We start from the raw sequence: 21,045 nt of genomic DNA, 5'->3' as shown, positions 1-21,045 counted from the left end.
CATCAAGACTGGCTCCAGCAGAAAGGTTGATAATTACCTCCATGACTTTTCCAGAGGATCCACGCAACCCCCGTCGCGCAGCGAGCGGCGGCTCGGATCGTGTTACCAGCAACACAGATACATCTCCCGCACTGACCGAGACGCGCCAGGGCCAGCCGACCGTGTACCACGTCGACCAGGTGCCAAGCGCGCCGGAGGGGGCTCGCGAGAAGCGTCGTTTCGGGGCGGGGACCGTCATCGCCACCGCCCTCGTCGCCGCGCTTGTCGGTGGCGCTAGCTCCGGGTACGTGGTGAGCAAAACCAACGACGGTGAGGAGAGCTCGTACAGCGCCCTGGAGGCGCCGGCAGCCCCGGCTCCGCAGAACGACCAGCAGAACGACCAGGGGGAGGCACACGCGGCGCCGAAGGGCTCGGTCGAAGACGTGGCGTCGCAGGTCCTGCCCGCCGTGGTCTCGATCGTGGTGCAGACGCCGCGTGCGTCGGCGGAAGGCTCCGGCTCCATTATCTCCTCGGACGGCTACGTGCTGACGAACCACCACGTGATCGCCGATGCGGCGAGCTCGCAGTCCCAGATCCAGGTCACGCTGAATGACGGTTCGCGCCACGACGCCACCTTCGTGGCCAGCGACGTGAACACCGACGTCGGCGTGATCAAGATTGAGGGCGTGAAGGACCTGCCGACGATGCAGTTCGGCGACTCCGACCAGCTCGCCGTCGGCCAGGAGGTGGTGGCCGTCGGCTCTCCGCTGGGCCTGTCCGCGACGGTGACCAGCGGTATCGTCTCGGCGCTGAACCGACCGGTGCGGGCGTCGCAAGGCGGTGGCGAGAGCTCGCTGATGGACGGCATCCAGACGGACGCCGCGATTAACCCCGGTAACTCGGGCGGACCGCTGGTGGACATGCACGGCAACCTCATCGGGATGAACTCCGTGATTGCGTCGCTGTCTGCGGGCGGCTACGGGCAGGAATCGCAGGGCGGCTCCATCGGCCTGGGCTTTGCAATCCCGTCCAACTTTGCCAAGCGCGTGGCGCAGCAGCTGATTGACAAGGGCAGCGCCTCTCAGCCGATGCTGGGCGTGCGAGTCAGCGCCATGGACATGGGCGACGACGGCGCCGTCGTCGCCGGCGTGGAGCCGAATAGCCCGGCGGAGCAGGCTGGCGTGCGTAGGGGCGACGTGATCACCAAAGTGGGCGACCGGCTGATCGATTCCGCCGACGCGCTCATCGCGGCGACGCGTTCCCACGACTTCGGCGAGACGGTCACCCTGCAGATCCGGCGGGAGGGGGAGGAGGCTCCCGTTTCCGTAGATGTGACGCTGAGTTCCGAGTAAGTTAAAGGACACTCCTCCGGTCGCGGGGCCGGAACAACGTCGAAGCGAGAGAGGGAAAGAAGGCACATGTCCACAACACTTGATGCGCTGGAAAACGTGGAGCCGGACGACGCGTTTTTGCGGGCCACCGAGCTCGCGGAGGACACTCCCGCCCCGTCCCGGGCCATCATCGTGCTCATCGGTGATCACCGCTACGAGGCCCCCGGCGACAACACGCACGAGATGGTCGCGGAGTTGCTGGGCGAGTACGGCTACCACGTCGATGGCGTGGTGCGCACCAAGTCGAAGAAGTCCGAAATCCGCAAGGTGATTGAGACCGGTGTGGTCGGCGGCGTCGACCTCGTGCTCACCGTCGGCGCGACCGGGGTCGGCCCGCGCGACAAGGCGCCGGAGGCCACGCGCGCGGTGATTGACAAGCTGGTGCCGGGCGTCTCGCAGGCGGTTCGCTCCTCCGGCCAGGCCTGCGGCGCCGTCGACGCGTGCACCTCCCGCGGCATCTGTGGTGTGTCCGGCTCCACAGTGGTGGTCAACCTGGCTCCGAGCCGGCAGGCGATTCGTGACGGCGTGGCCACCATCGCGCCGCTGGTGGACCACCTGATCTCGGAGCTCAACAGCTACACCGTGCAGAAATGACGCGGCAGCGGCGAAGGGCGCGGCGCGTCGCGGACGTGGACTACGACCGCACGGCGGACGCGCCGTTCACGGGGGCCGGGGGCGATGGCGAACGCGCGGTGTCCTTTGAGGAAGACGGCGACCCGGCCGCGGAGCTGACGGGGCGGGAGTTCTACGACTACGAGCGCCCGCCCCACCACGGTGGGGACTAGTTGCTGGTCGCGGGCGGGGTGGTGCTGCCTGCCTGCTCCGGGGACTGGCCGGCGAGCAGGTCGCGGATCTCAGTGAGCAGCTCCGTTTCGGTCGGGGCAGCGACGTCTTCGGGGATGCCCCGCTTTCGCTTCTGCATCTCATTGAGCTTGTTCATCGGCGCGACGATGAGGAAGTAGACCACCGCGGCGATGAGCAGGAAGTTGATCGCGGCGGAGACCAGCATGCCCAGGTCGAGGGCGGTCTCGGGGCGGCCCGGGATGACCGGAATCTTCCAGCCTTCGCCCACCTCGGCGTCGCCGAAGATGTTGAGCAGCGGGTTGATGATGGCGTCAGAGAACGCCGTGACCAGCCCGGTGAAGGCGGCGCCGATGACAATACCGACGGCCAGATCGATGACGTTGCCGCGCAGAATATAATCGCGGAAACCTTTCAGCATGAAACATGCACTCCTTTGCAAGAGCATTGCGTAGTGGGGGAAGAAACGGCACCGCCATGCGTGCGCATGGCAGGTGTCAAGGATACGCAGTTTATGCCGGCGTGCCAGCAGAGGCCAAAACAACGGCGAGGGGCATGCTTAACGACGCCGCCGCCACCGCCGACGCCTGCGACCGCCGCATCAGCACGAGCACCGTGCCCTCTTCGCCAACGGTGACAATGCGCCCGCCGGAGGCGACCGTCGTCGGCCCCTCCGCGATCACGTCCACGACGGCGCCGTGGTGCAGCATGGGCAGGATGTCCGGCTCCGCGAGCGCCACCGGCACCATGGTGAACGGCTCTCCTTCCGGCTGGCCCGCAACGAGCTCGCTCACCAGGTCGGGGCCGACGAGCCGGGTGGAGGTGACCACCTCGCCGGGCGCGGCGCCCGCGGCGAGGATGTGCCCGCTGGCCAGGGACTGCTCCCGCAGCGCGCCCTCCGGGACGACGCGTTCGGGCACCCGCTGCAGCTGCAGGTCCTCATCGGTGACGCGGGCGCCCGCGGCGACGGGGCGGGCGAAGGTGACAACCAGGGGGTCGGCGCGGGACGCGTTGAGCAGCGCGCTGAGGCCTGCGGCGCAGACGAGTGCGGCGGCGAGCGCGCGTCGGAGGAGCACGGAGCGTCGATAGCCCGGGGTGCGCAGGCGGTGGGCGAGTCCAGTGAGTCGTTGCGAGAGGTCCATGCATATTAGACGCAGCCGGACGCGCGGCGGTTCCCTCTACACCGAAATTGCCCGCCACCCGCGCGGCGTGATGATCGCGCGCACGGGGACGTCGTGCGCGTCGTGGGGGACAGCGTCGACGACCTCCTCGTCGTAGAGCACCGCCGCCGTGGGCACGTCCAGCCCAGCGAGCGCCCGGTCGTAATAGCCGGCGCCCTTGCCCAGCCGCATCCCCCGGGCATCGACGGCCAGCGCGGGAACCAGGAGCAGCGCGCAGGAGGAGAGGACGCGGGAGTTGAACCGGGCACCGGTCGGTTCCGCGACGCCGAGCGCGCCGGGCTGCGTCGCCCCGTCCGCCAGCGACCACGCCAGCACACAGTCCGGCAGCGAGATTGGGACGAAGACGCTCCGCGCGTGGCGGCGCAGCTGCGCGGCGAAGTCTGCCGGGCCTGGCTCGGTGGGGAGCGGATTGTAGGCGGAGATGTTGGCGCCACGTGCGCCGAACGCGTCGATGCAGGCAACAGCGTTGGTCAGGATCGCCGCGTCGAGCGCTGTCTTGCGGGCGGGGTCGTGGCGGAGCCGGCGGCGGAATTCGGTGTGGCGGGCGCGCAGGGCTCGCTTGTCCTCGGTTGGCGTTGGCATGGTGGCCCCCTTCGGGTTGGGCGGAGAACGTGGGTCGGAGCAAAATAGCAGCAACTGGCCATGTAGGCTCGACATTTATGCGGAATTCTAACGAAGTATCATCCGTGCCTTCCCATGGTGCGGTGAAGACGGTTGTCGTGCCGGCGGCGGGTATGGGTACTCGTTTTCTGCCGGCGACGAAGACGGTGCCGAAGGAGCTTTTGCCGGTGGTGGATACTCCCGGTATTGAGCTGATCGCGGAGGAGGCGGCCCAGCTGGGTGCGCAGCGCTTGGCGGTGGTGGTGGCTCCTCAGAAAGAGGAGATCATGGCTCACTTCGGCGAGTTTTCCACGCTGCGCGAAACGCTTGCTGCGCGCGGTAAGGACGAGCAGGTGGCAAAGGTCGCCCGCGCTGGTGAGCTGATTGATGCGATTTCGGTGACGCAGGATAAGCCGCTGGGGTTGGGGCACGCCGTGGGGTGTGCGGAGGACGCGCTGGATGATGACGAGGACGTTGTCGCTGTCATGCTGCCGGATGATTTGGTGTTGCCGGCGGGTGTGATGGAGAAGATGGTCAAGGTGCGCCAGGAGCTTGGTGGCTCGGTGTTGTGCGCGTTTAACGTCAGCCGTGAGGAGGTGTTCAACTACGGCGTGTTTAACGTTGAGGAGGTGGACACCGAGGTTGATGGTGTTGAGGTCAAGCGTGTGCGTGGCATGGTGGAAAAGCCTGCGGTGGAGGATGCGCCGTCGACGTTGGTGGCCACGGGTCGCTACCTGCTGGATCGGGCGATTTTTGACGCGTTGCGTCGGATCGAGCCGGGCAAGGGTGGTGAGTTGCAGCTGACTGATGCGATCGAGCTGATGATCACGGAGGGCCACCCGGTGCACGTGGTGGTGCATGACGGGAAGCGCCACGATTTGGGCAATCCGGGTGGTTACATCCCGGCGAATGTGGACTTTGGGCTGCACAACGAGAAGTATGGTCCGGCCCTGTACACGGCGCTGAAGCAGATTATCAGCGACTTCGAAGCGGAGAATCCCGATATTGTCCGCTAGTTCCCACTAGGATTGGTCCAATGCGCAGCGTTGAAGACCAGCAAGCAATGGTGGTAGACGCGGCGGTGACGCCTGAGCCGATCCGCGTCGGAATCCTTGATGCCCTCGGCCTCATGTGCGCCGAGGAAATCGCCGCAACCGCCCCGTTGCCCAGCTTTTCACAGGCAGCGGTTGACGGCTACGCCGTGCGCTCCGTGGACGTGGGCGGCACCGCGGGCCTGCGCCTCGCCGCGGAGCCCCCGGAGGAGCAGGACGGCGGGGAGACTACGGAACGCCGCACACCGCACCGCGACCGCACGCTGCCCGTGGTGGGGGAGGTCGCGGCGGGCTCGCAGAAGCCGCTTCGCCTCCAGCCGCGCCAGGCCGTGCGCGTTGCCACCGGCGCGCCGCTGCCAACGCTCGCGGACGCCGTCCTCCCGCTGGAATGGAGTGACCGGGGGCGCAAGCGCGTCACCCCGTCGCGCGCAGTGCGCACCGGCGACTTTGTCCGCAAACCCGGCTCGGACATCCAGCCGGGGGACATCGCCGTGCGCCAGGGCTCGGTGCTCGGGCCGGCGCAGATCGGGCTCGTGGCCGCCGCGGGGCGCGAGAAGGTGCTGGTCTACCCGCGCCCGCGCGTGACCGTGATGAGCTACGGCCTCGAGCTGGTGGACGTAGACCGCGACCCGGGCCTTGGGCAGGTGTACGACGTCGCGTCGTACGCCGTTGCAGCCGCCGCCGAAGAGGCCGGCGCGGACGTGGTGCGCGCGGGCATCGTCAACGCGGAGCCGCGCCGCCTGCGCGAGACCATCGCCGGGCACATCGCGCGGTCCGAAGTAGTCATCGTGATCGGCGCCGTTGGCGGTTCGGGCGCGGACGTCATCCAGGACGTGCTGCGCGAGATGGGGGAGCTCGACACGCAGCGCGTGGCCATGCACCCCGGGTCTGTGCAAGGCTTCGGCCTGCTCGGCGAGGAGCGTACGCCCGTCTTCCTGCTGCCGTCCAACCCGGTCAGCGCGTTGGTGATTGCGGAGACGCTGGTGCGCCCGGCGATCCGGCAGTCGCTTGGGAAGGCGAGCGTCGCGCGCCGCACGGTACAGGCCCGCTCGGTGCGCCACATTGATTCCATCAAGGGCCGCCGCGGCTACATTCGTGCGCGCCTCATGCGCGACATGGAGACGGGGGAGTACCTGGTGGAGTCGCTGGGCACACTCGACGGTAGCGCGGCGCACCTGCTTGCCGGGTTCGCCGAGGCCAACGCCATGATTCGCATCCCCGAGGACGTGCTCCAGGTGCGCCCGGGCGAGTTCGTGGATGTTGAATTCCTGCAGCAGCGCAGCTAGGAACCTGCCCCGGTGGACCTGTTTGCACTCTTCCGCGAGCCCACGCCGGGCTGGCCGGAAACGACGCCCGCGCTGCGGCTGGCGGACGGAACACACGTCCACCTGCGCCCGCTCAAATCCGGCGACGGTCGCGCATGGAGCGAAACCCGCGTGCTGGACGAGCACTGGCTCAAGCCGGTCGAGCCGACCGTACAAGGGACGTGGGCTGACGCGCACTCGCCGCAAGCCTGGCGTGCCAACTGGCTCAACCTGAAAAAGCTGGCGGCTGACGGGGTCGTCGTGCCGCTGGTCATCGTCGCGGACGGCGAGTTCGCCGGGCAGGTGACGCTGGGCAATATCCAGCACGGTGCGGTGAGCGAGTGCTGGATCGGCTACTGGGTCCACTCGCCGTTCATGGGGCGCGGCATCGCGACAGCGGCGTGCGCGCTCGGCACGGACCACGCCTTTGCGAGGGTGGGCATGCACCGGGTGACGGCGACGTTCCTGCCGGACAACCCGGCGTCGAAAAGCGTGCTCCTGGCAAATGGCTACCGCGAGGAGGGCTACCTCCGCAAGAACCTGCACATCGACGGGCAGTGGCGCGACCACCACTTCGTGGCGCTGAACGCGGACGATTTCCCGCACACCGCCGTGGAGCGGCTGCGCGCGGCGGGGCGCGTTCGGCCGGTTCAGTAATTTTTCAGGCGCAGGGTTCGGCGCGCCTGGCGGTGGGGCCGAGTGCGCGCGGATAGCGTTGGGGCCAGTTCTGTGTACACACCCAATTGGTTGCGTTGAAAGGTGGCATTGCCCATGGGCAGCCCGAGCCTCATTCTGGTCCTCATTCTCGTCGTGTGGGTCATCGTGCTTGCGCCGATGATGCTGGGGAACACGAAGAAGATTCGCCGCTCTGGCGAGGGGTACGAGGAAACGCGCGTCCTGCACGAGGGAGGCACCGAACCCGTCGTGGCCCGCCGCCGCCCCAAGCTCACGTCCGCCGATGTGCACCACCACACCGCCGCCGAAGATGACGTCGAGATCGTCGAGGCCGAGGAGGAGCAGGTGCTTATCGACGACACACCCACCCTCCGTAACTTCTTCCGCAAAGAGGTCGCGACCCAGGAGGACCGCCCCGTGGTCATCGACGCCGAGCCGGAGGACGAGGAGGCGGGTTCCACCGTCGTCGACCTTGACGAGGAGAGTGACGAGAAGGACGACGAGGCGATTGACGGGGAGCCTCAGGGCGGCTCCACCGTCGTGGACACTGACGCGGAAGCCGACCGCTACGAGATGAGCGAGTCCTACGGCGCGCCCTCAGATTTCGGCTACGCCCCCGAGGACCCTGAGGACTCTGAGGACGCCGGCGACTCCGCCACCGCCGAGGCCGCACCTGAAACGGAACCCGAGCCCGATTTTGAACCGGACGACAGCGACCTGGAGTTTGCCAAGACCCGCCGTGGGCGCGGCGGCTACGACCCGGAGCGCGAGCGCACCGCAAAAGCGGACCGGTTCCAGCGCCGCCAGCGCACCCTGCTGGTGCTCATCGCCTCCTTCGTGGTCACCTTTGTCGTCGCGTTCGTCGTGGGCGGGTGGACCTGGGTCCTGCCCGCCATCACCGCCGGCCTGACCGCCTGGTTCCTCATCGTCCTTCGTGGCGTGGTGAAGAAGGAGCGCGCGCTGCACGAGCGCCGCGTGCGCCAGTTGCGCCGCGCCCGCCTCGGCGTTGACGTGGACCGCCCGCAGCCCACCCCCCGCGAGCGCCGCCGCGTCGGCTCCGTGATCCTGGACCTGGACGAGGAACACCCGGACTTCGACGCACTGCCTGGCTACGTGCGCCCGCAGCCGCGGGAGGACGGCTACGGCGAGTACACGCCCCGCGCAAGCTAGTGACCTGCGGATTTCATGCTCTGGGGTGAAAGGAGTAACCTTTCAAACCAGCGAGGGGCTATAGCTCAGTTGGTAGAGCGTCGCGTTCGCAATGCGAAGGTCAGGGGTTCGATTCCCCTTAGCTCCACTGAATCCAAACCCCCAGGTGTCACGGCCTGGGGGTTTTTTCGTGTTCGTGCAGGTATTGGGGAACTTCGACATTATTGAGGTTCCGGACTGATTTGTTCGGGGTGATAAGCCAGCCTGGGAGGCTAGGTGCTCAGCTGTAGGAAAGTCGGACTTGTCGCCAGCGGTCATGAAGAATTTGGGCTGCCGTCTTTGGTCCGATTCCCGGCATGGATAGCAGGATCTGAGTGTGGGGGATGTCGTTGATGATTCGATGACTTCCTGCTCGACTTGTTGGCGATGCTCACTTTGTGATGGCCTTGGGTTAATATGTGTGTTTAGTTGGAAATACTAGGGAGAAGGAGCTTCCATGAAGGCTAAACTCATGGCGGGCGCGCTTGCTGTAGGGCTTGTGGCGCCGTTGACTGTTGTTGCGGGACCGTCTGCTTTTGGTGAGGAAGAAACTGTTTCGGCATCGATGGCTGAGAGGCTGAATCCACGCCTGAAGGGAGGCGTTGCTTGGCTGGGGACGGATCTGAACAGCACGTTCATCGATGTGGATATGGCGGATGACTCCAAGTACGTGCGCTCCATCAAACTGAAGAAGTGGGATTCTCCGTACGATGTAAAAGTGACTACCGGGGAATATACCTTCTTCGACCTAAGGACTGAAAAGCTCTGGGTAGAGCCGGTTGAAGGCACGCGGTACCCATCTCGCTTCGAAATTGATTTTGAAGCTGAAGTGACATTCACTGACGGTTCCAGTGGACTGTTCCCTGGAAAGATTTCGGTGCCGGTTGATCCCAAGTTGGTCTCTTTGCTCGCTCGTCCAAAGCCAAAGGAATCTACGACGAGCACGAAGCCTGCCCCTACCGACACCGCGAAGCCAACGGCAACGGCGGAGCCAACGCCTACGAACACTAGCACCCCAGCTCCTCAGGGTGACGAGCCCTCGAATGACTCGGTCATCGATGTCATCATCGGCCTACTGGTCCTTGTCGGTCTAGGCGTGGGTGTCGCCGCACTGGCAGGCGCTATCCCAGGCGTGAAGATCCCACTTCCGCGCTAACTCGATTCTGAGAGGGTCTGCCACTACGGCAGGCCCTTTTCTTTTGTAGTGGATACGAGCGTCATCTCTGGGGCTGGCGTAAAGGTGGGTGAATGGGCGTCGAAAAGTGGGAAGAAGCTGTAGCGTGAGGCCATGGCTACGACATATCGAGTATAAAATCCGGCGACGAATGCGCTTCTGATTTCGCTGAAAACTCAGGAACAAGAAGTGGATCTCTATACTCCGATTGCGACCCAGCTCCAGATACCGCTTCTAACGACGATTACTACGTAGCCCCGCAAGCTCCCACGTTTGCCGCCAAGAGATACGTCGGCGTATCCTTACACCGCTATTATCGGCCCGACAGAAGGACCCCGTGACTACAGAGAAGCTCCGCCGCGCCGTCCTCATCGTCGCGCTGCTGAACCTGGCCTACTTCTTCGTCGAGTTCGTCGCGTCGCTCGCAATCGGGTCGGCGTCGCTCGCTGCAGACTCCGCGGACTTCCTGGAAGACACCGCGATCAACATGCTTGTCTTCGTCGCGGTCGCGTGGCCGGCACAGCGCCGTCGCGCTGCCGGCAGCGTTCTCGCCGCGCTGATCCTCATTCCGGCGATTGCCGCCATCGTCATGGTGGTGACCAAGCTCATCAACCCGGTTGCGCCCTCGCCCGAGGGGCTGACCGGCGTCGCGGTCGGCGCGCTCGTCGTGAACGTGATTTGCGCCGTCATTCTGCTGCGGTTGCGGGACCAGGGGTCCTCGCTGGCCAAGGGCGCGTGGCTCGCGGCGCGAAACGACGCCCTGGCCAACCTCCTCATCATCGTGGCAGGCCTCCTCACGTTCGTGTGGTCCACCGCCTGGTTCGACATCGTCGTCGGCGCGATCATCGCGGTCATCAACCTGTCCGCAGCCAAGGAGGTGTGGGAGGAATCCCGCGAGGAGCACGCCTCCGTGGAGGAGGCCTTCGCGGATATGGAGGACTGCTAGCTCACCCCCTCGTCAGCCCTCGCCGAGCTCCTCGGCGCTCCACACACCGGAGGCGCCGCGCCGCCACGTCCCAACGAGGTTGGTGTCCACGATGCCCACGGACTCCATGAGCGCGTACATGGTGACGGGGCCGACGAAGATGAAGCCGCGCTTCTTTAAGTCCCGCGCGAGCGCCTTGGACTCCGGCGAGGTGGTCGGCACCTCCTCGGCGGTGCGGGGACGCGGAGTGGTGGCGGGCTTGTAGGACCAGATGAACTCGCCGAGGTGCGTGCCCTCCTCGCGCAGCGCGAGGGTCGCCCTCGCGTTAGTGACCGCGGCCTTGAGCTTGTTCGGGTTGCGGATCAGCCCGGGGTTGTCCATCAGGTGGTCGACGGAGTCCATGGCGGCGACTTCGTCCGGGTCGAAGCCATGGAACGCCTCGCGGAACGCGTCGCGCTTGGACAGGATCAGGCGCCAGGACAGGCCGACTTGGAACCCTTCGAGGCAGACGCGCTCGAAGAGCGACGCTTCGTCGGTAAGCGGCATGCCCCACTCGGTGTCGTAGTACTCGCGCAGGAGGGGATCGGTGGCGGCCCACGGCGGGCGGACCAGACCGTCGTCGCAGGTGATGGGCAGGGACTTGGGTGTTTCGTTGAAATTGCTCATATATATTTGACTCGATTTATGGCCGTTCGGTTCCATCGGTAGGGTAAATGGCATGAACAGGCCTGCCGTTCGAGACTTCGCACTCCTACTCTTACGCCTGGTCGTTGGGGCCGTGTTTGTTGCCCGCGGCTACCAGCACTGGTTCGCTGTCGGCATGAATAAAACTGCCGAACAGCTTGCGTACGCGGGGGTACCGCAGCCGCAGCTGAGCGCGTATGTGACGGGCGCCGTCGAGCTGATCGGCGGGACCTTCCTGGTGATCGGGCTGCTCACCACGATCGCGGCGTCGTTGCTGCTCATCCTCTCACTCGCCGCCGCCTACTTCGTGCACCTGGGCAACGGCTTCTTCGTGGAGCAGGGAGGCGTGGAGTACACGCTGGTGCTCGCCGCCGCGCTCTTCGCTCTCGTGGTCTTTGGCACGGGCCGCGCGAGCCTGGACGGGGTGCTCACCCGTGGTTAGCCACGAGGAGGTCCAGGCTGCACTCTCCGCGCGTATCGACGGCGAGTCGCCCGGGCTTGACGACGCCGTCGTGGACGCCCACCTGGCGCAGTGCGAGGAGTGCACCGCCTACTGGGAGCGCGCGCTTTCCCTCTCCAGGCGCATGAGCTTCGCCGAAGTGGACGGCGGAATGGCGCCGCCCCACGACCTCTCCGAGGTCATCATGGCGGGCGTGGACGACACGTGGCGCAAGCTCGAGCAGCGCCGCCTTGTCACCCTGGCGATTGGTCGCGTGGCGCTTGTCGCTGCTGCGGTGGTGTGGGCGGTGTGGGCGGTGCTGCTGCTGGTTCACGGCGGCGGTACGGATTCGCTGCAGACCTCCACTGCGGCAGTCCGGTTCGGCGTCGCGCTGGCGCTCGGCGTCACCGCCTGGCGCCCGCGCCAGATCCCGGGCGTCCTGCTTATCGTGGGCACGATGTTCACCTTTACCGCGGGCTTCGCGGTGCGCGACTGGGTGCTCTCCACCGGCGAGTTCGTGCCCGGCATTGTGCTCATCCCGCTGGTCACCCTCTTCGGGCTCGTCTGGACGTGGGTGGCGGACCGCGGGATTGAAATCCGCCGCGCCTGGCATCTGCTGGACGCGAACCCCAGCTAGCGCGCTACTTCCAGCTGGGCAGCCACATGAGCGAGTGGTAGTAGTCCTCCGGCACCATGAAGCCGTAGAGGATGGGGGACCAGTACACGAAGCTGGCCACGACCAGCGCCAGGTACACGATCACGGCGAGCTGCCCGGTGCGCAGGTCCGCGCCGGCGAACCGCCGCACGAGCCGGTTGCCGCTGGGCGCACCCTTCTGCGCCAGGTTGCCCAGCGCGAGCGCGAGCAGGACCGCGGTGAACGGGACGAGCGGGGCGGCGTAGAAGAAGTACATCTGGCGGTCGAAGGCGGCCAGCCACGGGAGGAAGCCGGCCATGAACGCCACCATCGGGACGATGACGCGGAAGTCGCGGCGGGTGATCCACACCCACGCGCCCCACAGCAGGATCGGGATGGTGAGCCACCAGATCACCGGGGTGCCGAAGAGGAAGATCATTTCCCGGCAGGTGCCGCCCTCGCCGCAGGCCAGGTCGGTGTTGGAGTAGTAGAGGATGGGGCGCGAGGCCACGAGCCAGGACCAAGGCTTGGAGTCCCACGGGTGGGAGTGCCCGGAGGAGGATGTCAGCGAGCTGTGGAACTCGAGGACGGAAAAGTGGTAGTACAGCCAGTCCGCGGCGGGGGAGGGGAGATTGGTCAGCCAGGGCCAGTCGGAGTCGGCCACGGTGCCGTCGGCAACCGCGTGGCGGTACACGGACGTCTCCGAGGCGAACCAGGCGCGCCAGGACCAGATGTAGAGCAGCGCGGGGACGAGGACGATGGAGGCGAGGGCGGAGGGGACGTCACGAAGCAGCGCGCCCGCCAGCGGTTTCTTCACCCCGTAGCGCTTGCGCAGCCAGAGGTCCCAGAACGCGGAGAGCAGGCCGTAGAATGCGATGTAGTACATGCCCGACCACTTCACGGCCATGGCCAGGCCGAGCAGGACGCCGGTGGCGAAGCGCCACCAGCGGAAGCCCAGCCGGGGGCCAAGCGCGTCCATGCCGTCCAGCTTCCCGGTCAGGTAGGCGTCGTGCCAGCGGCGGTGCACCTGCTGCATGTCGCCGGCGAGCGTCCACGCCGCCGCGACGACGAAGAAGACTTCGAACACGTCGAGCATGCCGAATTTGGCGGTGACCAGCAGCACTCCGTCGAAAAGCGCGATGATGCCCGCGAACACCCCGATGCTGGTGGACTGGCTCACGCGGCGCGCGATGAGGAAGACGAAGATGACGATGGCGGTGCCGAACAGCGCGGTCATGAGGCGCCAGCCGAGCGGGGTGTAGCCGAAGAGCTGCTCGCCCCACGCCAGCAGCTGCTTGCCCAGCGGCGGGTGCACGACGAGGCCGTACCCCGGGTTGGACTCGATGCCGCCCAGGACCGGGTTGATGTAGTCGCGCACCATGTCGAACGCCTGCGGGACGTAGTGCTTCTCATCAAACACCGGCGTGCCGCCCGACGTCGGCTGGGTCAACCCGATGAAGCGGGTCAGCAGTGCGAGCACGCCGATCACGGTCGCGGAGACGGTATCGCGCTTGGTCCACGGGACCGTGACGGGCGCGGACGGCTCGGGGCGCTTCGCGCGCCAGCGCTTTGGCGCAGGCGGCAGCGTAGGCGACGCGGGTGGGGCGGAAGCTGGCACTTGGGTACTCACGGACAAGGATCTTACTGGTTCGTGCGTATGCTTGGCGTTTATGGTTGCCTCCACAGATCTGCCCCAGGATTCGCTGCCACAGACCGGCATCGTGCTCGCGGCCACGCCGCTGGGCAACGTCGCGGATGCGAGTGAGCGGCTGCGCACAATGCTCGAGAGCGCGGACGTGATCGCGGCGGAGGATACCCGGCGGACTCGCGCGCTGGCCGCGGCGCTGGGGGTCGAGCCGCGCGGCAAGATCGTCTCCAACTTTGACCACAACGAGGACGCGCGCACCGAGGAACTGCTCCGGGACGCGCGGGCCGGGGTCGTGCTGGTGGTCACCGACGCGGGCATGCCGCTGGTATCCGACCCAGGCCACTCCATCGTCGCCGCCGCGCACGACGCGGGCGTTCCCGTGACCTGCCTGCCGGGGCCGAGCGCGGTGACCACGGCGCTTGCCCTGTCTGGCCTGAGCGTGGGGCATTTCCTTTTCGACGGCTTCGCGCCCCGCAAGCCCGGCGCCCAGGAGACCTGGCTGCGCTCGCTGGTGGGGCAGGAGCGCGCCGTGTGCTTCTTTGAGTCCCCGCACCGCACCGCCGCGACCCTGTCGCGCGCGGCCGAGATCTTGGGCGCCGACCGCCGCGCCGCGGTGTGCCGCGAGCTGACCAAGACGTACGAGGAGGTCAAGCGCGGCACGCTGGAGGAGCTCGCCGCGTGGGCCGAGGAAGGCGTGCGCGGGGAGATCACCGTCGTCATTGAGGGCAGCACCAGGGCGGAGGAGAACCCCGAGGACCTAGTGGAACTCGTCCTCGAGCGGGTCGATGCGGGTGAGCGGATGAAGGACGCGTGCAAGGCCGTGGCCAAGGTGCACGGCGTGAAGACGGGCGACCTTTATGATGCGGCCCTTGCCGCGCGCGCGGACTAGACCGCGGACTAGACACAGAAGTACGCAGCGACAACGTCCCTCTACCAGATCCGAGAAAACATTACGCTCGGTTCGTGCTGAGACTATTTATCAGATACCCTGCAAAGGTCATACGAGTTTTTCGATACTTGAGGAGTGATTGATGTCTCGGCGTGAGACTGGCTTGGATCCGCACGATCCGGGCGCAGAACCGCGGACTGCAGATCCGCAAATTGAGAACAACTCCACCGACCCCGCGCCGTCCGCGGCTGGCGAGCTCGTCTCGCTGCTGCAGGCCGATAGCGCCGGCGAACGTGGCAACTACCAGGACCCCGAAGAGCAGATCGAGCGCCAGGCTGACGCGGAAAACGCACCCGTGGACTGGGGCATTATCGCTCCGCTCGCCGTCATCATCGTCGCGATCGTGGGGTGGGGCCTGCTAGCCCCCGAGAGCTTCTCCAGCTTCGCCGACGCTGCCTTTGGCTGGGTCATCAACAATCTCGGCTGGGCCTTTGTGCTCGGCGGCACCGCCTTCGTGATCTTCGTGCTGGTCATCGCCTGCTCGAACTTCGGCACCATCCGCCTGGGCTCCGCCGACGAGCGGCCCGAGTTTAAGACGACATCCTGGATCGCCATGATGTTCGCCGCGGGCATGGGTATCGGCCTGATGTTCTACGGCGCCTCCGAGCCGCTGGCCATGTACCGCGACGGCGTGCCGGGCCACGAGCCGCACGAGGTGGGCACCGCGATGTCGCAGACCATGTTCCACTGGACCCTGCACCCGTGGGCGGTCTACGCCATCATGGGTCTCGCAATTGCGTACTCCACCTTCCGTCTCGGCCGCAAGCAGCTGCTGTCCAGCGCGTTCATCCCGCTGATCGGCCAGAAGGCCGCGGACGGCCCGCTGGGCAAGCTCATTGACGGCTTTGCCATCTTTGCCACCATCTTCGGTACCGCCTGCTCCCTGGGCTTGGGCGCGATGCAGATCAGCTCCGGCCTCGAGGCATCCGGCTTTGTCCACGACCCGTCGAACGGCCTCATCATCGGCATTGTCGCCGTGCTGACGCTCGCGTTCCTGCTCTCCGCCATGTCTGGCGTGTCCAAGGGCATCCAGTGGCTGTCTAACGCCAACATGGTGATCGCCGCGCTGCTGGCAATCTTCGTGTTCGTCTTCGGCCCGACCGTCGTACAGCTCAACCTGCTGCCGACGTCTGTCGGCACCTACCTGCAGAACTTCTTCGAGATGGCAGGCCGTACCGCCGAGAGCTCTGACGGCGAGGCTGGCGACTTCCTGTCCAGCTGGACCATCTTCTACTGGGCATGGTGGATCTCCTGGTCCCCGTTCGTGGGCACCTTCCTGGCTCGCATCTCCCGCGGCCGCACCATCCGCGAGTTCTGCCTGGGCGTCCTGCTCGTCCCGTCCGGCCTGTCCACCGTGTGGTTCGCCATCTTCGGCGGCACCGCCATCCACATGGAGCAGACCGGCGAGTCCATCTACGCAGACGGCTCCTCGGAGCAGCAGCTGTTCAACCTGCTGCACTCCCTGCCAGGTGGCGTGGTGATGGGCGTGTTCGCGCTGCTGCTGCTCGCCACCTTCTTCATCACCTCGGCGGACTCCGCCTCCACCGTCATGGCATCCATGACCCAGAACGGCAAGTCCGACGCGAAGCCGTGGATCGCCGCGATGTGGGGTCTGGCCACCGCAGCCGTCGGCCTCACCCTGCTGATCTCCGGTGGCTCGGACGCGCTGAACTCGCTGCAGTCCGTGACCATCGTCGCGGCAACCCCGTTCCTGCTTATCCTCATCGCGCTGATGTTCGCGATTGTGAAGGATCTGTCCAACGACACGATCTACCTGGATAAGAAGGAGCAGGAGCGCTTCTCCCGCCAGCTGGCCATTGAGCGCCGCATGCACCGCGATCAGCGCGAGCTGAACGCGCGCAAGGCACAGGTCAAGCGCGCCTTCACTGGCAAGCGCAAGTAGCGCTCGCTCGCTTCTCGACGCCACCGCGTCACCGTCCCCAGCACCCCACCAGCCGGGTGCTGGGGATTTTTCATGCCCTGATTCGACCGGGCACGCGCGTTGATTATGCTAAACACCATGACTTCACCTGAGACCCCTTCGGCCCCTGAGAACGTCCTTGTGTGCGTGGCCTGGCCCTACGCCAATGGCCCGCGCCACATCGGCCACGTCGCCGGCTTCGGCGTGCCCTCCGACGTGTTTGCCCGCTACCAGCGAATGCGCGGCAAGAATGTGCTCATGGTCTCCGGTACTGATGAGCACGGCACCCCGCTCCTGGTCCAGGCGGACAAAGAGGGCGTGACTGTGAAGGAGCTGGCGGACCGCTACAACGAGCAGATCGTCCACGACCTTGCTGGTCTGGGCCTGTCCTACGACCTGTTCACCCGTACCACCACGCGCAACCACTACGCGGTGGTCCAGGAGCTGTTCAAAGGCCTCTACGCCAACGGCTACATGGTCAAGGAGACCACCAAGGGCGCGATCTCCCCGTCGACAGGCCGTACCTTGCCGGACCGCTACATCGAGGGCACCTGCCCGATCTGCGGCGCCGACGACGCCCGTGGCGACCAGTGCGACACCTGCGGCAACCAGCTCGACCCGGCGGACCTGATCAACCCGGTCTCCAAGATCAACGGGGAAACTCCGGAGTTCATCGAGACCGAGCACTTCATGCTGGACCTGCCGGCCATGCACGATGCGCTCGCGTCGTGGCTGGAGACGCGCCAGGACTGGCGCCCGAACGTGCTCAAGTTCTCGCTCAACCTGCTCGAGGACATGCGCCCGCGCGCGATGACGCGCGACATCGACTGGGGGATCCCGATCCCGGTGGAGGACTGGCAGGACAACCCGTCGAAGAAGCTCTACGTCTGGTTCGACGCGGTCATCGGCTACCTGTCTGCCTCCATCGAGTGGGCCGCGCGCACCGGCGACCCGGAAGCGTGGAAAACCTTCTGGCAGGACCCCGCCACCGAGGGCTACTACTTCATGGGCAAGGACAACATCACCTTCCACTCCCAGATCTGGCCCGCCGAGCTGCTCGGCTACGCCGGTAAGGGGGCAAAGGGCGGCGAGTCCCACGCGCTCGGCGAGCTCAACCTGCCCACTGAGGTCGTCTCCTCTGAGTTCCTCACCATGTCCGGCTCCAAGTTCTCGTCCTCCAAGGGTGTGGTCATCTACGTCAAGGACTTCCTCAAGGAGTTCGGCCCGGACCCGCTGCGCTACTTCATCGCGGTGGCCGGCCCCGAGAACAATGACACGGACTTCACCTGGGACGAGTTTGTCCGCCGCGTGAACAACGAGCTCGCGAACGGCTGGGGCAACCTGGTCAACCGCACCGTGTCCATGGCGCACAAGAACTTCGGTGCCGTGCCCACCCCGGGACACCTCGACGACGCGGACCGAGCCATCCTGGACCTGGCCGAGCAGACCTTCGCCACCGCCGGCGAGGACCTGTCCAAGGCGCACTTCAAGGCGGCGATTACGAAGGTCATGCACGTCGTCGGCGAGGCGAACGCCTACATCGCGGACCAGGAGCCGTGGAAGCTGGCAAAGGATGACACGCAGCGTGAGCGCCTGGCCACCGTCCTGTGGACCGCCCTGCAGGTGGTCTCGGACTGCAACGCAATGCTCACCCCGTTCCTGCCGCACACCGCGCAGAAGGTCCACGAGACCCTCGGCCGCTCCGGCGTGTGGGCCGCGGAGCCGCGCATCGAGGAGATCACCGACGACGCTGACTACGACCTCGTCGGCGTCGGTCTGCCGGAGAAGGGGCAGACGTACCTGACCATCACCGGCGATTACACCAGCCAGCAGGCGGTGTGGCAGCGCGTGGACATCGAGGCCGGCACCGAGCTTGCCAAGCCGAAGCCGCTGGTGGCCAAGCTGGATCCGGAGCTGGGGCAGACGGGCCCCGAGTGGGCGCCCGTCCAGTAGCAGGGTGACCGAGCAACGACCGCGGAAGCGCTCGCTGGAATTCGGCGGGCGCACGCGCACCTGGGTCGAGGTCCCCGGCGGGGACACCGGCACGCTGATCCTGTTTTTGCACGGCTCGCGCCAGTCGGGCAACGTCGCACGCAACTTCACGGACCGCACCTTCGAGTCGCTCGGACACACCATCATCTACCCGGACGGGGTGGGCCGTCACTTCAACGACCTGCGCCGCGGCTTCCGCGAGTCGGCCCGCACGCTCGGCGTCGACGACGTCGGCTTCCTCACCGCGCTCCTCGCGCGTTACCCCCACGAGCGCGTCATCGGCTGCGGATTCTCCAACGGGGGTCAGATGCTCATCCGCATGCTTATCGACGCCCCCGCCACCCTCCACGCAGCCGCCCTCTTCGGGGCATCCATGCCCACCGAGGAGAACACGCTTCCCCCGCGTGACCCGTCGCGAGCATGGCACCCGACCCCGATCCTGTGCGTGCAGGGGACCGCAGACCCGCTCGTCCCGTACGAAGGAGGCATGGCCGGCATCGGCGGCAACAACCGCGGCGTGACCCGCTCGGCGGTCGATTCCGCCGCGTACTTCGCGGCACGCAACGGAGCATCGTTTCGGGGCCGGACGCAGCTGAGCGAGCACATTCACCTCGATACCTGGGACGGGGATGCCCCGGTGCACCTGGCCACCATCGAGGGCTTCGGCCACATGGTGCCGTGCGCGAAGGACCTTGACCCGCGCCTGGGGCCGGGGACGCGCGAGGTGACGGGGGCGGGGCTCGTCGACAAGCTGCTTTGCTAGCGCAGGTGCAGGTAGAGGTCCGTCACGGTATCGGACACGAGCTCCTCGAAGCTGCCCGCGCCGAGCGGCTCGCCGGCGGCCTCGGCCTCGGCGGCGAACTCGCGCCACGCCCCAGAGAGTTCAGTGCGCGGGCCGGTGTGGCGGTGGACAAGCGCCGTCGTCGCATCGAAGTGCGCCAGCTCGACGCGGTCGTCGCCGGTGTCGCCCGCGAACGGCTCCACCAGTGGCAGATCCTGCTCGTCCACCACAAAGCCGACGCCGACGTCGAAGGTGCCGTGAGGCTCGGACAAGATGTAGGCGCGCGCGGCCCCGGGCTCGGCGCCGGTGGAGATGAGGAACTCGCGCAGGTTGGGCAGGGCCTCGCCGGTCAGCGCGGCCATTTCGGTGGGGCTGACGGTGTCGCGCACGAGGATTGCGGTGTGCGCGGGGACGGTGACGCGATCAAAGGAAGCCATGGGCTTGAACCTAGCAAAGAGCTCACAGGAACTGCTGCACGAAGGCGGTGAGCTTGCCGGGCTCGGCGTCCTCGAAGCGGGCGTCCACGATCACCATGGGGGCGGCGTACTTCGGCTCGGCGGTATCGATGTCGCGGGCGACGACGAGGTCGGTGCCGTAGTCGTCGAAAAGCAATTGCCACGCAAAGCCGTGGTCGCGCACGAGCGCGGCCCCAAGCGCTGCGCCGAAGATGCGGGCGGTCTCGCCGCGCGGGTAGCCGCGGCGCACGTCCTCGGGGAGCCGGTGGTAGTACCCGAGCGTGTGCTCGAAGCTCTTCACCACTGCGTCGACATCGCCGTTGATGCCACGGCCCGCGGCCTCGGCCAGGTTGCGGTCGAGCTGGGTGCGGGTCTGCGGGTCCAAATCCGTAAATGCCATAGGCTCTACTGTATGAGCAAAAAGAAGCCACGCCCCACACCAGTGCCCGCAGAGCGCGTCGCCAAGCTTATCGACGCCCACACCCACCTCGCCTCCGCCGGCGCCCGCACCCGCGACGAGGTCGATGCGATCGTGGCCCGCGCCGTGGACGCGGGCGTCGAGCGGATGTGCACCGTCGGCGATGGGCTGGCCGAGGCGGAGCTGGCACTGGCTGCCGCGCACTTCAACGAGCGTGTGTTTGCTGCCTGCGCACTCCACCCGACCCGCGCGCACGAGCTTGACGCGCCCACGAGAGACCGCCTGCGCGAAATGGTCCAGGACGAGCGTTGTGTGGCGGTGGGGGAGACCGGCATCGATACCTACTGGCTCAAGCACGACGCGGACGGCACCGCCCCGCTGGACGTGCAGGAGGAGGCGCTGCGTTTCCACATCGACCTGGCGGTGGAGAGCGGCAAGACGCTGATGATTCACAACCGCGAGGGCGACGCCGAGCTCATGCGCATCTTGGCGGACGCGCCAGCCCCGCGCGAGGTGATGCTGCACTGCTTCTCCTCTCCGGTGGAGGTGGCGCGCGAGGCGATCGAGCGAGGCTACGTGCTGAGCTTCGCGGGAAACGTGACGTTCAAGCGCAACGAGGGCATGCGGGAGGCGGCGGCGCTCGCGCCGGCCGGCCAGCTGCTCATTGAGACGGATGCTCCCTACATGACGCCGGAGCCGTTCCGGGGCGCGCGCAACGAGCCGTCGCTCATCGGGCACACGGCGAAGGTGGTCGCCGAGGCGCGCGGGATGGCGGTCGAGGCGCTCGCCGAGGAGGTCACGGCAACGTTTGATCGTGTGTTCAACGTGTGACAAAAGTGGTGCCTGAGGAGGGA

The 21,045-nt window shown here is 66.6% G+C and carries 23 protein-coding genes, 1 tRNA gene and 1 pseudogene; 17 read left to right on the top strand and 8 right to left on the bottom strand.

What is annotated here, in order from left to right; translation table 11 throughout:
- The first annotated feature begins 41 nt into the window (after positions 1 to 41).
- The 3 genes from CKJ85_RS01785 (at position 42) to CKJ85_RS11735 (ending at position 2,155) form a co-directional block, all read left to right on the top strand.
- Positions 42 to 1,331 (top strand): S1C family serine protease, encoded by a 1,290-nt coding sequence (locus CKJ85_RS01785; RefSeq protein ID WP_095553234.1) that lies wholly within the window; start codon positions 42 to 44, stop codon positions 1,329 to 1,331.
- Between the two features lie 66 nt (positions 1,332 to 1,397).
- On the top strand, positions 1,398 to 1,964 hold the full coding sequence (locus tag CKJ85_RS01780) for a molybdenum cofactor biosynthesis protein B (protein ID WP_095535746.1): 567 nt from the start codon (positions 1,398 to 1,400) through the stop codon (positions 1,962 to 1,964).
- Positions 1,961 to 2,155, top strand: coding sequence for a hypothetical protein (locus CKJ85_RS11735; RefSeq protein ID WP_133064050.1), 195 nt, complete (start codon positions 1,961 to 1,963; stop codon positions 2,153 to 2,155). Before CKJ85_RS01780 ends, CKJ85_RS11735 begins: the two co-directional genes overlap by 4 nt.
- On the opposite strand, the gene mscL is transcribed toward CKJ85_RS11735, so the two are convergent.
- The 3 genes from mscL to CKJ85_RS01765 all read right to left on the bottom strand — a co-directional run bounded on the left by mscL (position 2,152) and on the right by CKJ85_RS01765 (position 3,934).
- Entirely contained in the window at positions 2,152 to 2,592 is a 441-nt protein-coding gene (mscL, locus tag CKJ85_RS01775) for a large conductance mechanosensitive channel protein MscL (protein ID WP_095553233.1), read from the bottom strand. The genes CKJ85_RS11735 and mscL overlap by 4 nt on opposite strands.
- A 91-nt stretch (positions 2,593 to 2,683) precedes the next feature.
- On the bottom strand, positions 2,684 to 3,313 hold the full coding sequence (locus CKJ85_RS01770; RefSeq protein ID WP_095535744.1) for an SAF domain-containing protein: 630 nt from the start codon (positions 3,311 to 3,313) through the stop codon (positions 2,684 to 2,686).
- Positions 3,314 to 3,349: 36 nt separating this feature from the next.
- Complete coding sequence (locus CKJ85_RS01765) at positions 3,350 to 3,934, bottom strand: 5-formyltetrahydrofolate cyclo-ligase (protein ID WP_095545980.1); 585 nt, start codon at positions 3,932 to 3,934, stop codon at positions 3,350 to 3,352.
- Positions 3,935 to 4,011: 77 nt separating this feature from the next.
- Here CKJ85_RS01765 and CKJ85_RS01760 point away from each other — a divergent pair, with 77 nt between their 5' ends.
- The 5 genes from CKJ85_RS01760 (at position 4,012) to CKJ85_RS01740 (ending at position 8,280) form a co-directional block, all read left to right on the top strand.
- The gene (locus CKJ85_RS01760) at positions 4,012 to 4,968 is read left to right on the top strand and encodes a UTP--glucose-1-phosphate uridylyltransferase (RefSeq protein ID WP_095545979.1); all 957 of its coding nucleotides are present in this window, start codon (positions 4,012 to 4,014) and stop codon (positions 4,966 to 4,968) included.
- 20 nt (positions 4,969 to 4,988) lie between these two features.
- The gene (glp, locus tag CKJ85_RS01755) at positions 4,989 to 6,290 is read left to right on the top strand and encodes a gephyrin-like molybdotransferase Glp (RefSeq protein WP_095535741.1); all 1,302 of its coding nucleotides are present in this window, start codon (positions 4,989 to 4,991) and stop codon (positions 6,288 to 6,290) included.
- 12 nt (positions 6,291 to 6,302) lie between these two features.
- Entirely contained in the window at positions 6,303 to 6,965 is a 663-nt protein-coding gene (locus CKJ85_RS01750) for a GNAT family N-acetyltransferase (protein ID WP_095537727.1), read from the top strand.
- A gap of 114 nt (positions 6,966 to 7,079) precedes the next feature.
- On the top strand, positions 7,080 to 8,153 hold the full coding sequence (gene glpR, locus CKJ85_RS01745) for a gephyrin-like molybdotransferase receptor GlpR (protein ID WP_095553232.1): 1,074 nt from the start codon (positions 7,080 to 7,082) through the stop codon (positions 8,151 to 8,153).
- A gap of 54 nt (positions 8,154 to 8,207) precedes the next feature.
- A tRNA-Ala gene (locus CKJ85_RS01740) sits at positions 8,208 to 8,280 on the top strand.
- 38 nt (positions 8,281 to 8,318) lie between these two features.
- Here the strand turns inward: CKJ85_RS01740 and CKJ85_RS01735 are convergent.
- A pseudogene (locus tag CKJ85_RS01735) lies at positions 8,319 to 8,564 on the bottom strand (IS110 family transposase); the annotation flags it as partial.
- Positions 8,565 to 8,628: 64 nt separating this feature from the next.
- Here CKJ85_RS01735 and CKJ85_RS01730 point away from each other — a divergent pair.
- Positions 8,629 to 9,327, top strand: a complete 699-nt coding sequence (locus CKJ85_RS01730; RefSeq protein ID WP_095545977.1) for a hypothetical protein — start codon at positions 8,629 to 8,631, stop codon at positions 9,325 to 9,327.
- A gap of 355 nt (positions 9,328 to 9,682) precedes the next feature.
- Positions 9,683 to 10,291 carry a cation transporter gene (locus CKJ85_RS01725; RefSeq protein WP_095553231.1) on the top strand — a complete coding sequence of 203 codons (609 nt, stop codon included), beginning with the start codon at positions 9,683 to 9,685 and terminating at the stop codon, positions 10,289 to 10,291.
- Positions 10,292 to 10,303: 12 nt separating this feature from the next.
- Here CKJ85_RS01725 and CKJ85_RS01720 read toward each other — a convergent pair whose 3' ends face one another.
- Complete coding sequence (locus CKJ85_RS01720) at positions 10,304 to 10,936, bottom strand: DNA-3-methyladenine glycosylase I (protein ID WP_095537725.1); 633 nt, start codon at positions 10,934 to 10,936, stop codon at positions 10,304 to 10,306.
- A gap of 52 nt (positions 10,937 to 10,988) precedes the next feature.
- Between CKJ85_RS01720 and CKJ85_RS01715 the strand changes: the two genes are divergently transcribed.
- Together CKJ85_RS01715 and CKJ85_RS01710 are read left to right on the top strand one after the other, a co-directional pair.
- The gene (locus tag CKJ85_RS01715; RefSeq protein ID WP_095535738.1) at positions 10,989 to 11,396 is read left to right on the top strand and encodes a DoxX family protein; all 408 of its coding nucleotides are present in this window, start codon (positions 10,989 to 10,991) and stop codon (positions 11,394 to 11,396) included.
- Positions 11,389 to 12,030: a zf-HC2 domain-containing protein gene (locus tag CKJ85_RS01710; RefSeq protein WP_095553230.1), complete on the top strand. Its 642-nt coding sequence runs from the start codon at positions 11,389 to 11,391 to the stop codon at positions 12,028 to 12,030. Before CKJ85_RS01715 ends, CKJ85_RS01710 begins: the two co-directional genes overlap by 8 nt.
- 4 nt (positions 12,031 to 12,034) lie before the next feature.
- Here the strand turns inward: CKJ85_RS01710 and CKJ85_RS01705 are convergent, their stop codons facing one another.
- Entirely contained in the window at positions 12,035 to 13,747 is a 1,713-nt protein-coding gene (locus CKJ85_RS01705; protein ID WP_095277203.1) for a dolichyl-phosphate-mannose--protein mannosyltransferase, read from the bottom strand.
- On the opposite strand from CKJ85_RS01705, the gene rsmI reads away from it, so the two are divergent.
- The 4 genes from rsmI to CKJ85_RS01685 all read left to right on the top strand — a co-directional run bounded on the left by rsmI (position 13,698) and on the right by CKJ85_RS01685 (position 19,300).
- Positions 13,698 to 14,564 carry a 16S rRNA (cytidine(1402)-2'-O)-methyltransferase gene (gene rsmI / locus CKJ85_RS01700; protein ID WP_095553229.1) on the top strand — a complete coding sequence of 289 codons (867 nt, stop codon included), beginning with the start codon at positions 13,698 to 13,700 and terminating at the stop codon, positions 14,562 to 14,564. The two genes, CKJ85_RS01705 and rsmI, sit on opposite strands and share 50 nt — an antisense overlap.
- A gap of 142 nt (positions 14,565 to 14,706) precedes the next feature.
- Positions 14,707 to 16,527: a BCCT family transporter gene (locus CKJ85_RS01695; RefSeq protein WP_095553228.1), complete on the top strand. Its 1,821-nt coding sequence runs from the start codon at positions 14,707 to 14,709 to the stop codon at positions 16,525 to 16,527.
- 117 nt (positions 16,528 to 16,644) lie between these two features.
- Positions 16,645 to 18,498, top strand: coding sequence for a methionine--tRNA ligase (gene metG / locus CKJ85_RS01690; RefSeq protein ID WP_095553227.1), 1,854 nt, complete (start codon positions 16,645 to 16,647; stop codon positions 18,496 to 18,498).
- Positions 18,499 to 18,502: 4 nt separating this feature from the next.
- The gene (locus tag CKJ85_RS01685) at positions 18,503 to 19,300 is read left to right on the top strand and encodes a PHB depolymerase family esterase (RefSeq protein ID WP_095553226.1); all 798 of its coding nucleotides are present in this window, start codon (positions 18,503 to 18,505) and stop codon (positions 19,298 to 19,300) included.
- Here CKJ85_RS01685 and CKJ85_RS01680 read toward each other — a convergent pair.
- Both CKJ85_RS01680 and CKJ85_RS01675 read right to left on the bottom strand, forming a co-directional pair.
- The gene (locus CKJ85_RS01680; protein WP_095553225.1) at positions 19,297 to 19,755 is read right to left on the bottom strand and encodes a GyrI-like domain-containing protein; all 459 of its coding nucleotides are present in this window, start codon (positions 19,753 to 19,755) and stop codon (positions 19,297 to 19,299) included. The two genes, CKJ85_RS01685 and CKJ85_RS01680, sit on opposite strands and share 4 nt — an antisense overlap.
- A 22-nt stretch (positions 19,756 to 19,777) precedes the next feature.
- Positions 19,778 to 20,173 carry a DUF3806 domain-containing protein gene (locus tag CKJ85_RS01675; RefSeq protein WP_095553224.1) on the bottom strand — a complete coding sequence of 132 codons (396 nt, stop codon included), beginning with the start codon at positions 20,171 to 20,173 and terminating at the stop codon, positions 19,778 to 19,780.
- Between the two features lie 12 nt (positions 20,174 to 20,185).
- Here CKJ85_RS01675 and CKJ85_RS01670 point away from each other — a divergent pair, with 12 nt between their 5' ends.
- A complete protein-coding gene (locus CKJ85_RS01670) occupies positions 20,186 to 21,022 on the top strand; it encodes a TatD family hydrolase (RefSeq protein ID WP_095553223.1) in 837 nt (278 codons plus the stop codon).
- The last annotated feature ends 23 nt before the right edge of the window (positions 21,023 to 21,045 follow it).

It is taken from the genome of Corynebacterium sp. NML 150383, assembly GCF_002285085.1.
GTDB lineage: Bacteria > Actinomycetota > Actinomycetes > Mycobacteriales > Mycobacteriaceae > Corynebacterium > Corynebacterium gottingense.
The sequence above is the reverse complement of the archived record's forward strand: the minus strand, read 5'-3'. Positions and strand labels throughout refer to the sequence as shown.

Coding starts and splice junctions, on each gene's coding strand:
- metG (WP_095553227.1), top strand. CDS start 16,645: ATGACTTCACCTGAGACCCCTTCGGCCCCTGAGAACGTCCTTGTGTGC.
- glp (WP_095535741.1), top strand. CDS start 4,989: ATGCGCAGCGTTGAAGACCAGCAAGCAATGGTGGTAGACGCGGCGGTG.
- CKJ85_RS01670 (WP_095553223.1), top strand. CDS start 20,186: ATGAGCAAAAAGAAGCCACGCCCCACACCAGTGCCCGCAGAGCGCGTC.
- CKJ85_RS01705 (WP_095277203.1), bottom strand. CDS start 13,747: ATGCCGGTCTGTGGCAGCGAATCCTGGGGCAGATCTGTGGAGGCAACC.
- CKJ85_RS01785 (WP_095553234.1), top strand. CDS start 42: ATGACTTTTCCAGAGGATCCACGCAACCCCCGTCGCGCAGCGAGCGGC.
- CKJ85_RS01675 (WP_095553224.1), bottom strand. CDS start 20,173: ATGGCATTTACGGATTTGGACCCGCAGACCCGCACCCAGCTCGACCGC.
- CKJ85_RS01765 (WP_095545980.1), bottom strand. CDS start 3,934: ATGCCAACGCCAACCGAGGACAAGCGAGCCCTGCGCGCCCGCCACACC.
- CKJ85_RS01780 (WP_095535746.1), top strand. CDS start 1,398: ATGTCCACAACACTTGATGCGCTGGAAAACGTGGAGCCGGACGACGCG.
- mscL (WP_095553233.1), bottom strand. CDS start 2,592: ATGCTGAAAGGTTTCCGCGATTATATTCTGCGCGGCAACGTCATCGAT.
- CKJ85_RS01760 (WP_095545979.1), top strand. CDS start 4,012: ATGCGGAATTCTAACGAAGTATCATCCGTGCCTTCCCATGGTGCGGTG.
- glpR (WP_095553232.1), top strand. CDS start 7,080: ATGGGCAGCCCGAGCCTCATTCTGGTCCTCATTCTCGTCGTGTGGGTC.
- CKJ85_RS01770 (WP_095535744.1), bottom strand. CDS start 3,313: ATGGACCTCTCGCAACGACTCACTGGACTCGCCCACCGCCTGCGCACC.
- CKJ85_RS01730 (WP_095545977.1), top strand. CDS start 8,629: ATGAAGGCTAAACTCATGGCGGGCGCGCTTGCTGTAGGGCTTGTGGCG.
- CKJ85_RS01680 (WP_095553225.1), bottom strand. CDS start 19,755: ATGGCTTCCTTTGATCGCGTCACCGTCCCCGCGCACACCGCAATCCTC.
- rsmI (WP_095553229.1), top strand. CDS start 13,698: ATGGTTGCCTCCACAGATCTGCCCCAGGATTCGCTGCCACAGACCGGC.
- CKJ85_RS01715 (WP_095535738.1), top strand. CDS start 10,989: ATGAACAGGCCTGCCGTTCGAGACTTCGCACTCCTACTCTTACGCCTG.
- CKJ85_RS01695 (WP_095553228.1), top strand. CDS start 14,707: ATGTCTCGGCGTGAGACTGGCTTGGATCCGCACGATCCGGGCGCAGAA.
- CKJ85_RS11735 (WP_133064050.1), top strand. CDS start 1,961: ATGACGCGGCAGCGGCGAAGGGCGCGGCGCGTCGCGGACGTGGACTAC.
- CKJ85_RS01720 (WP_095537725.1), bottom strand. CDS start 10,936: ATGAGCAATTTCAACGAAACACCCAAGTCCCTGCCCATCACCTGCGAC.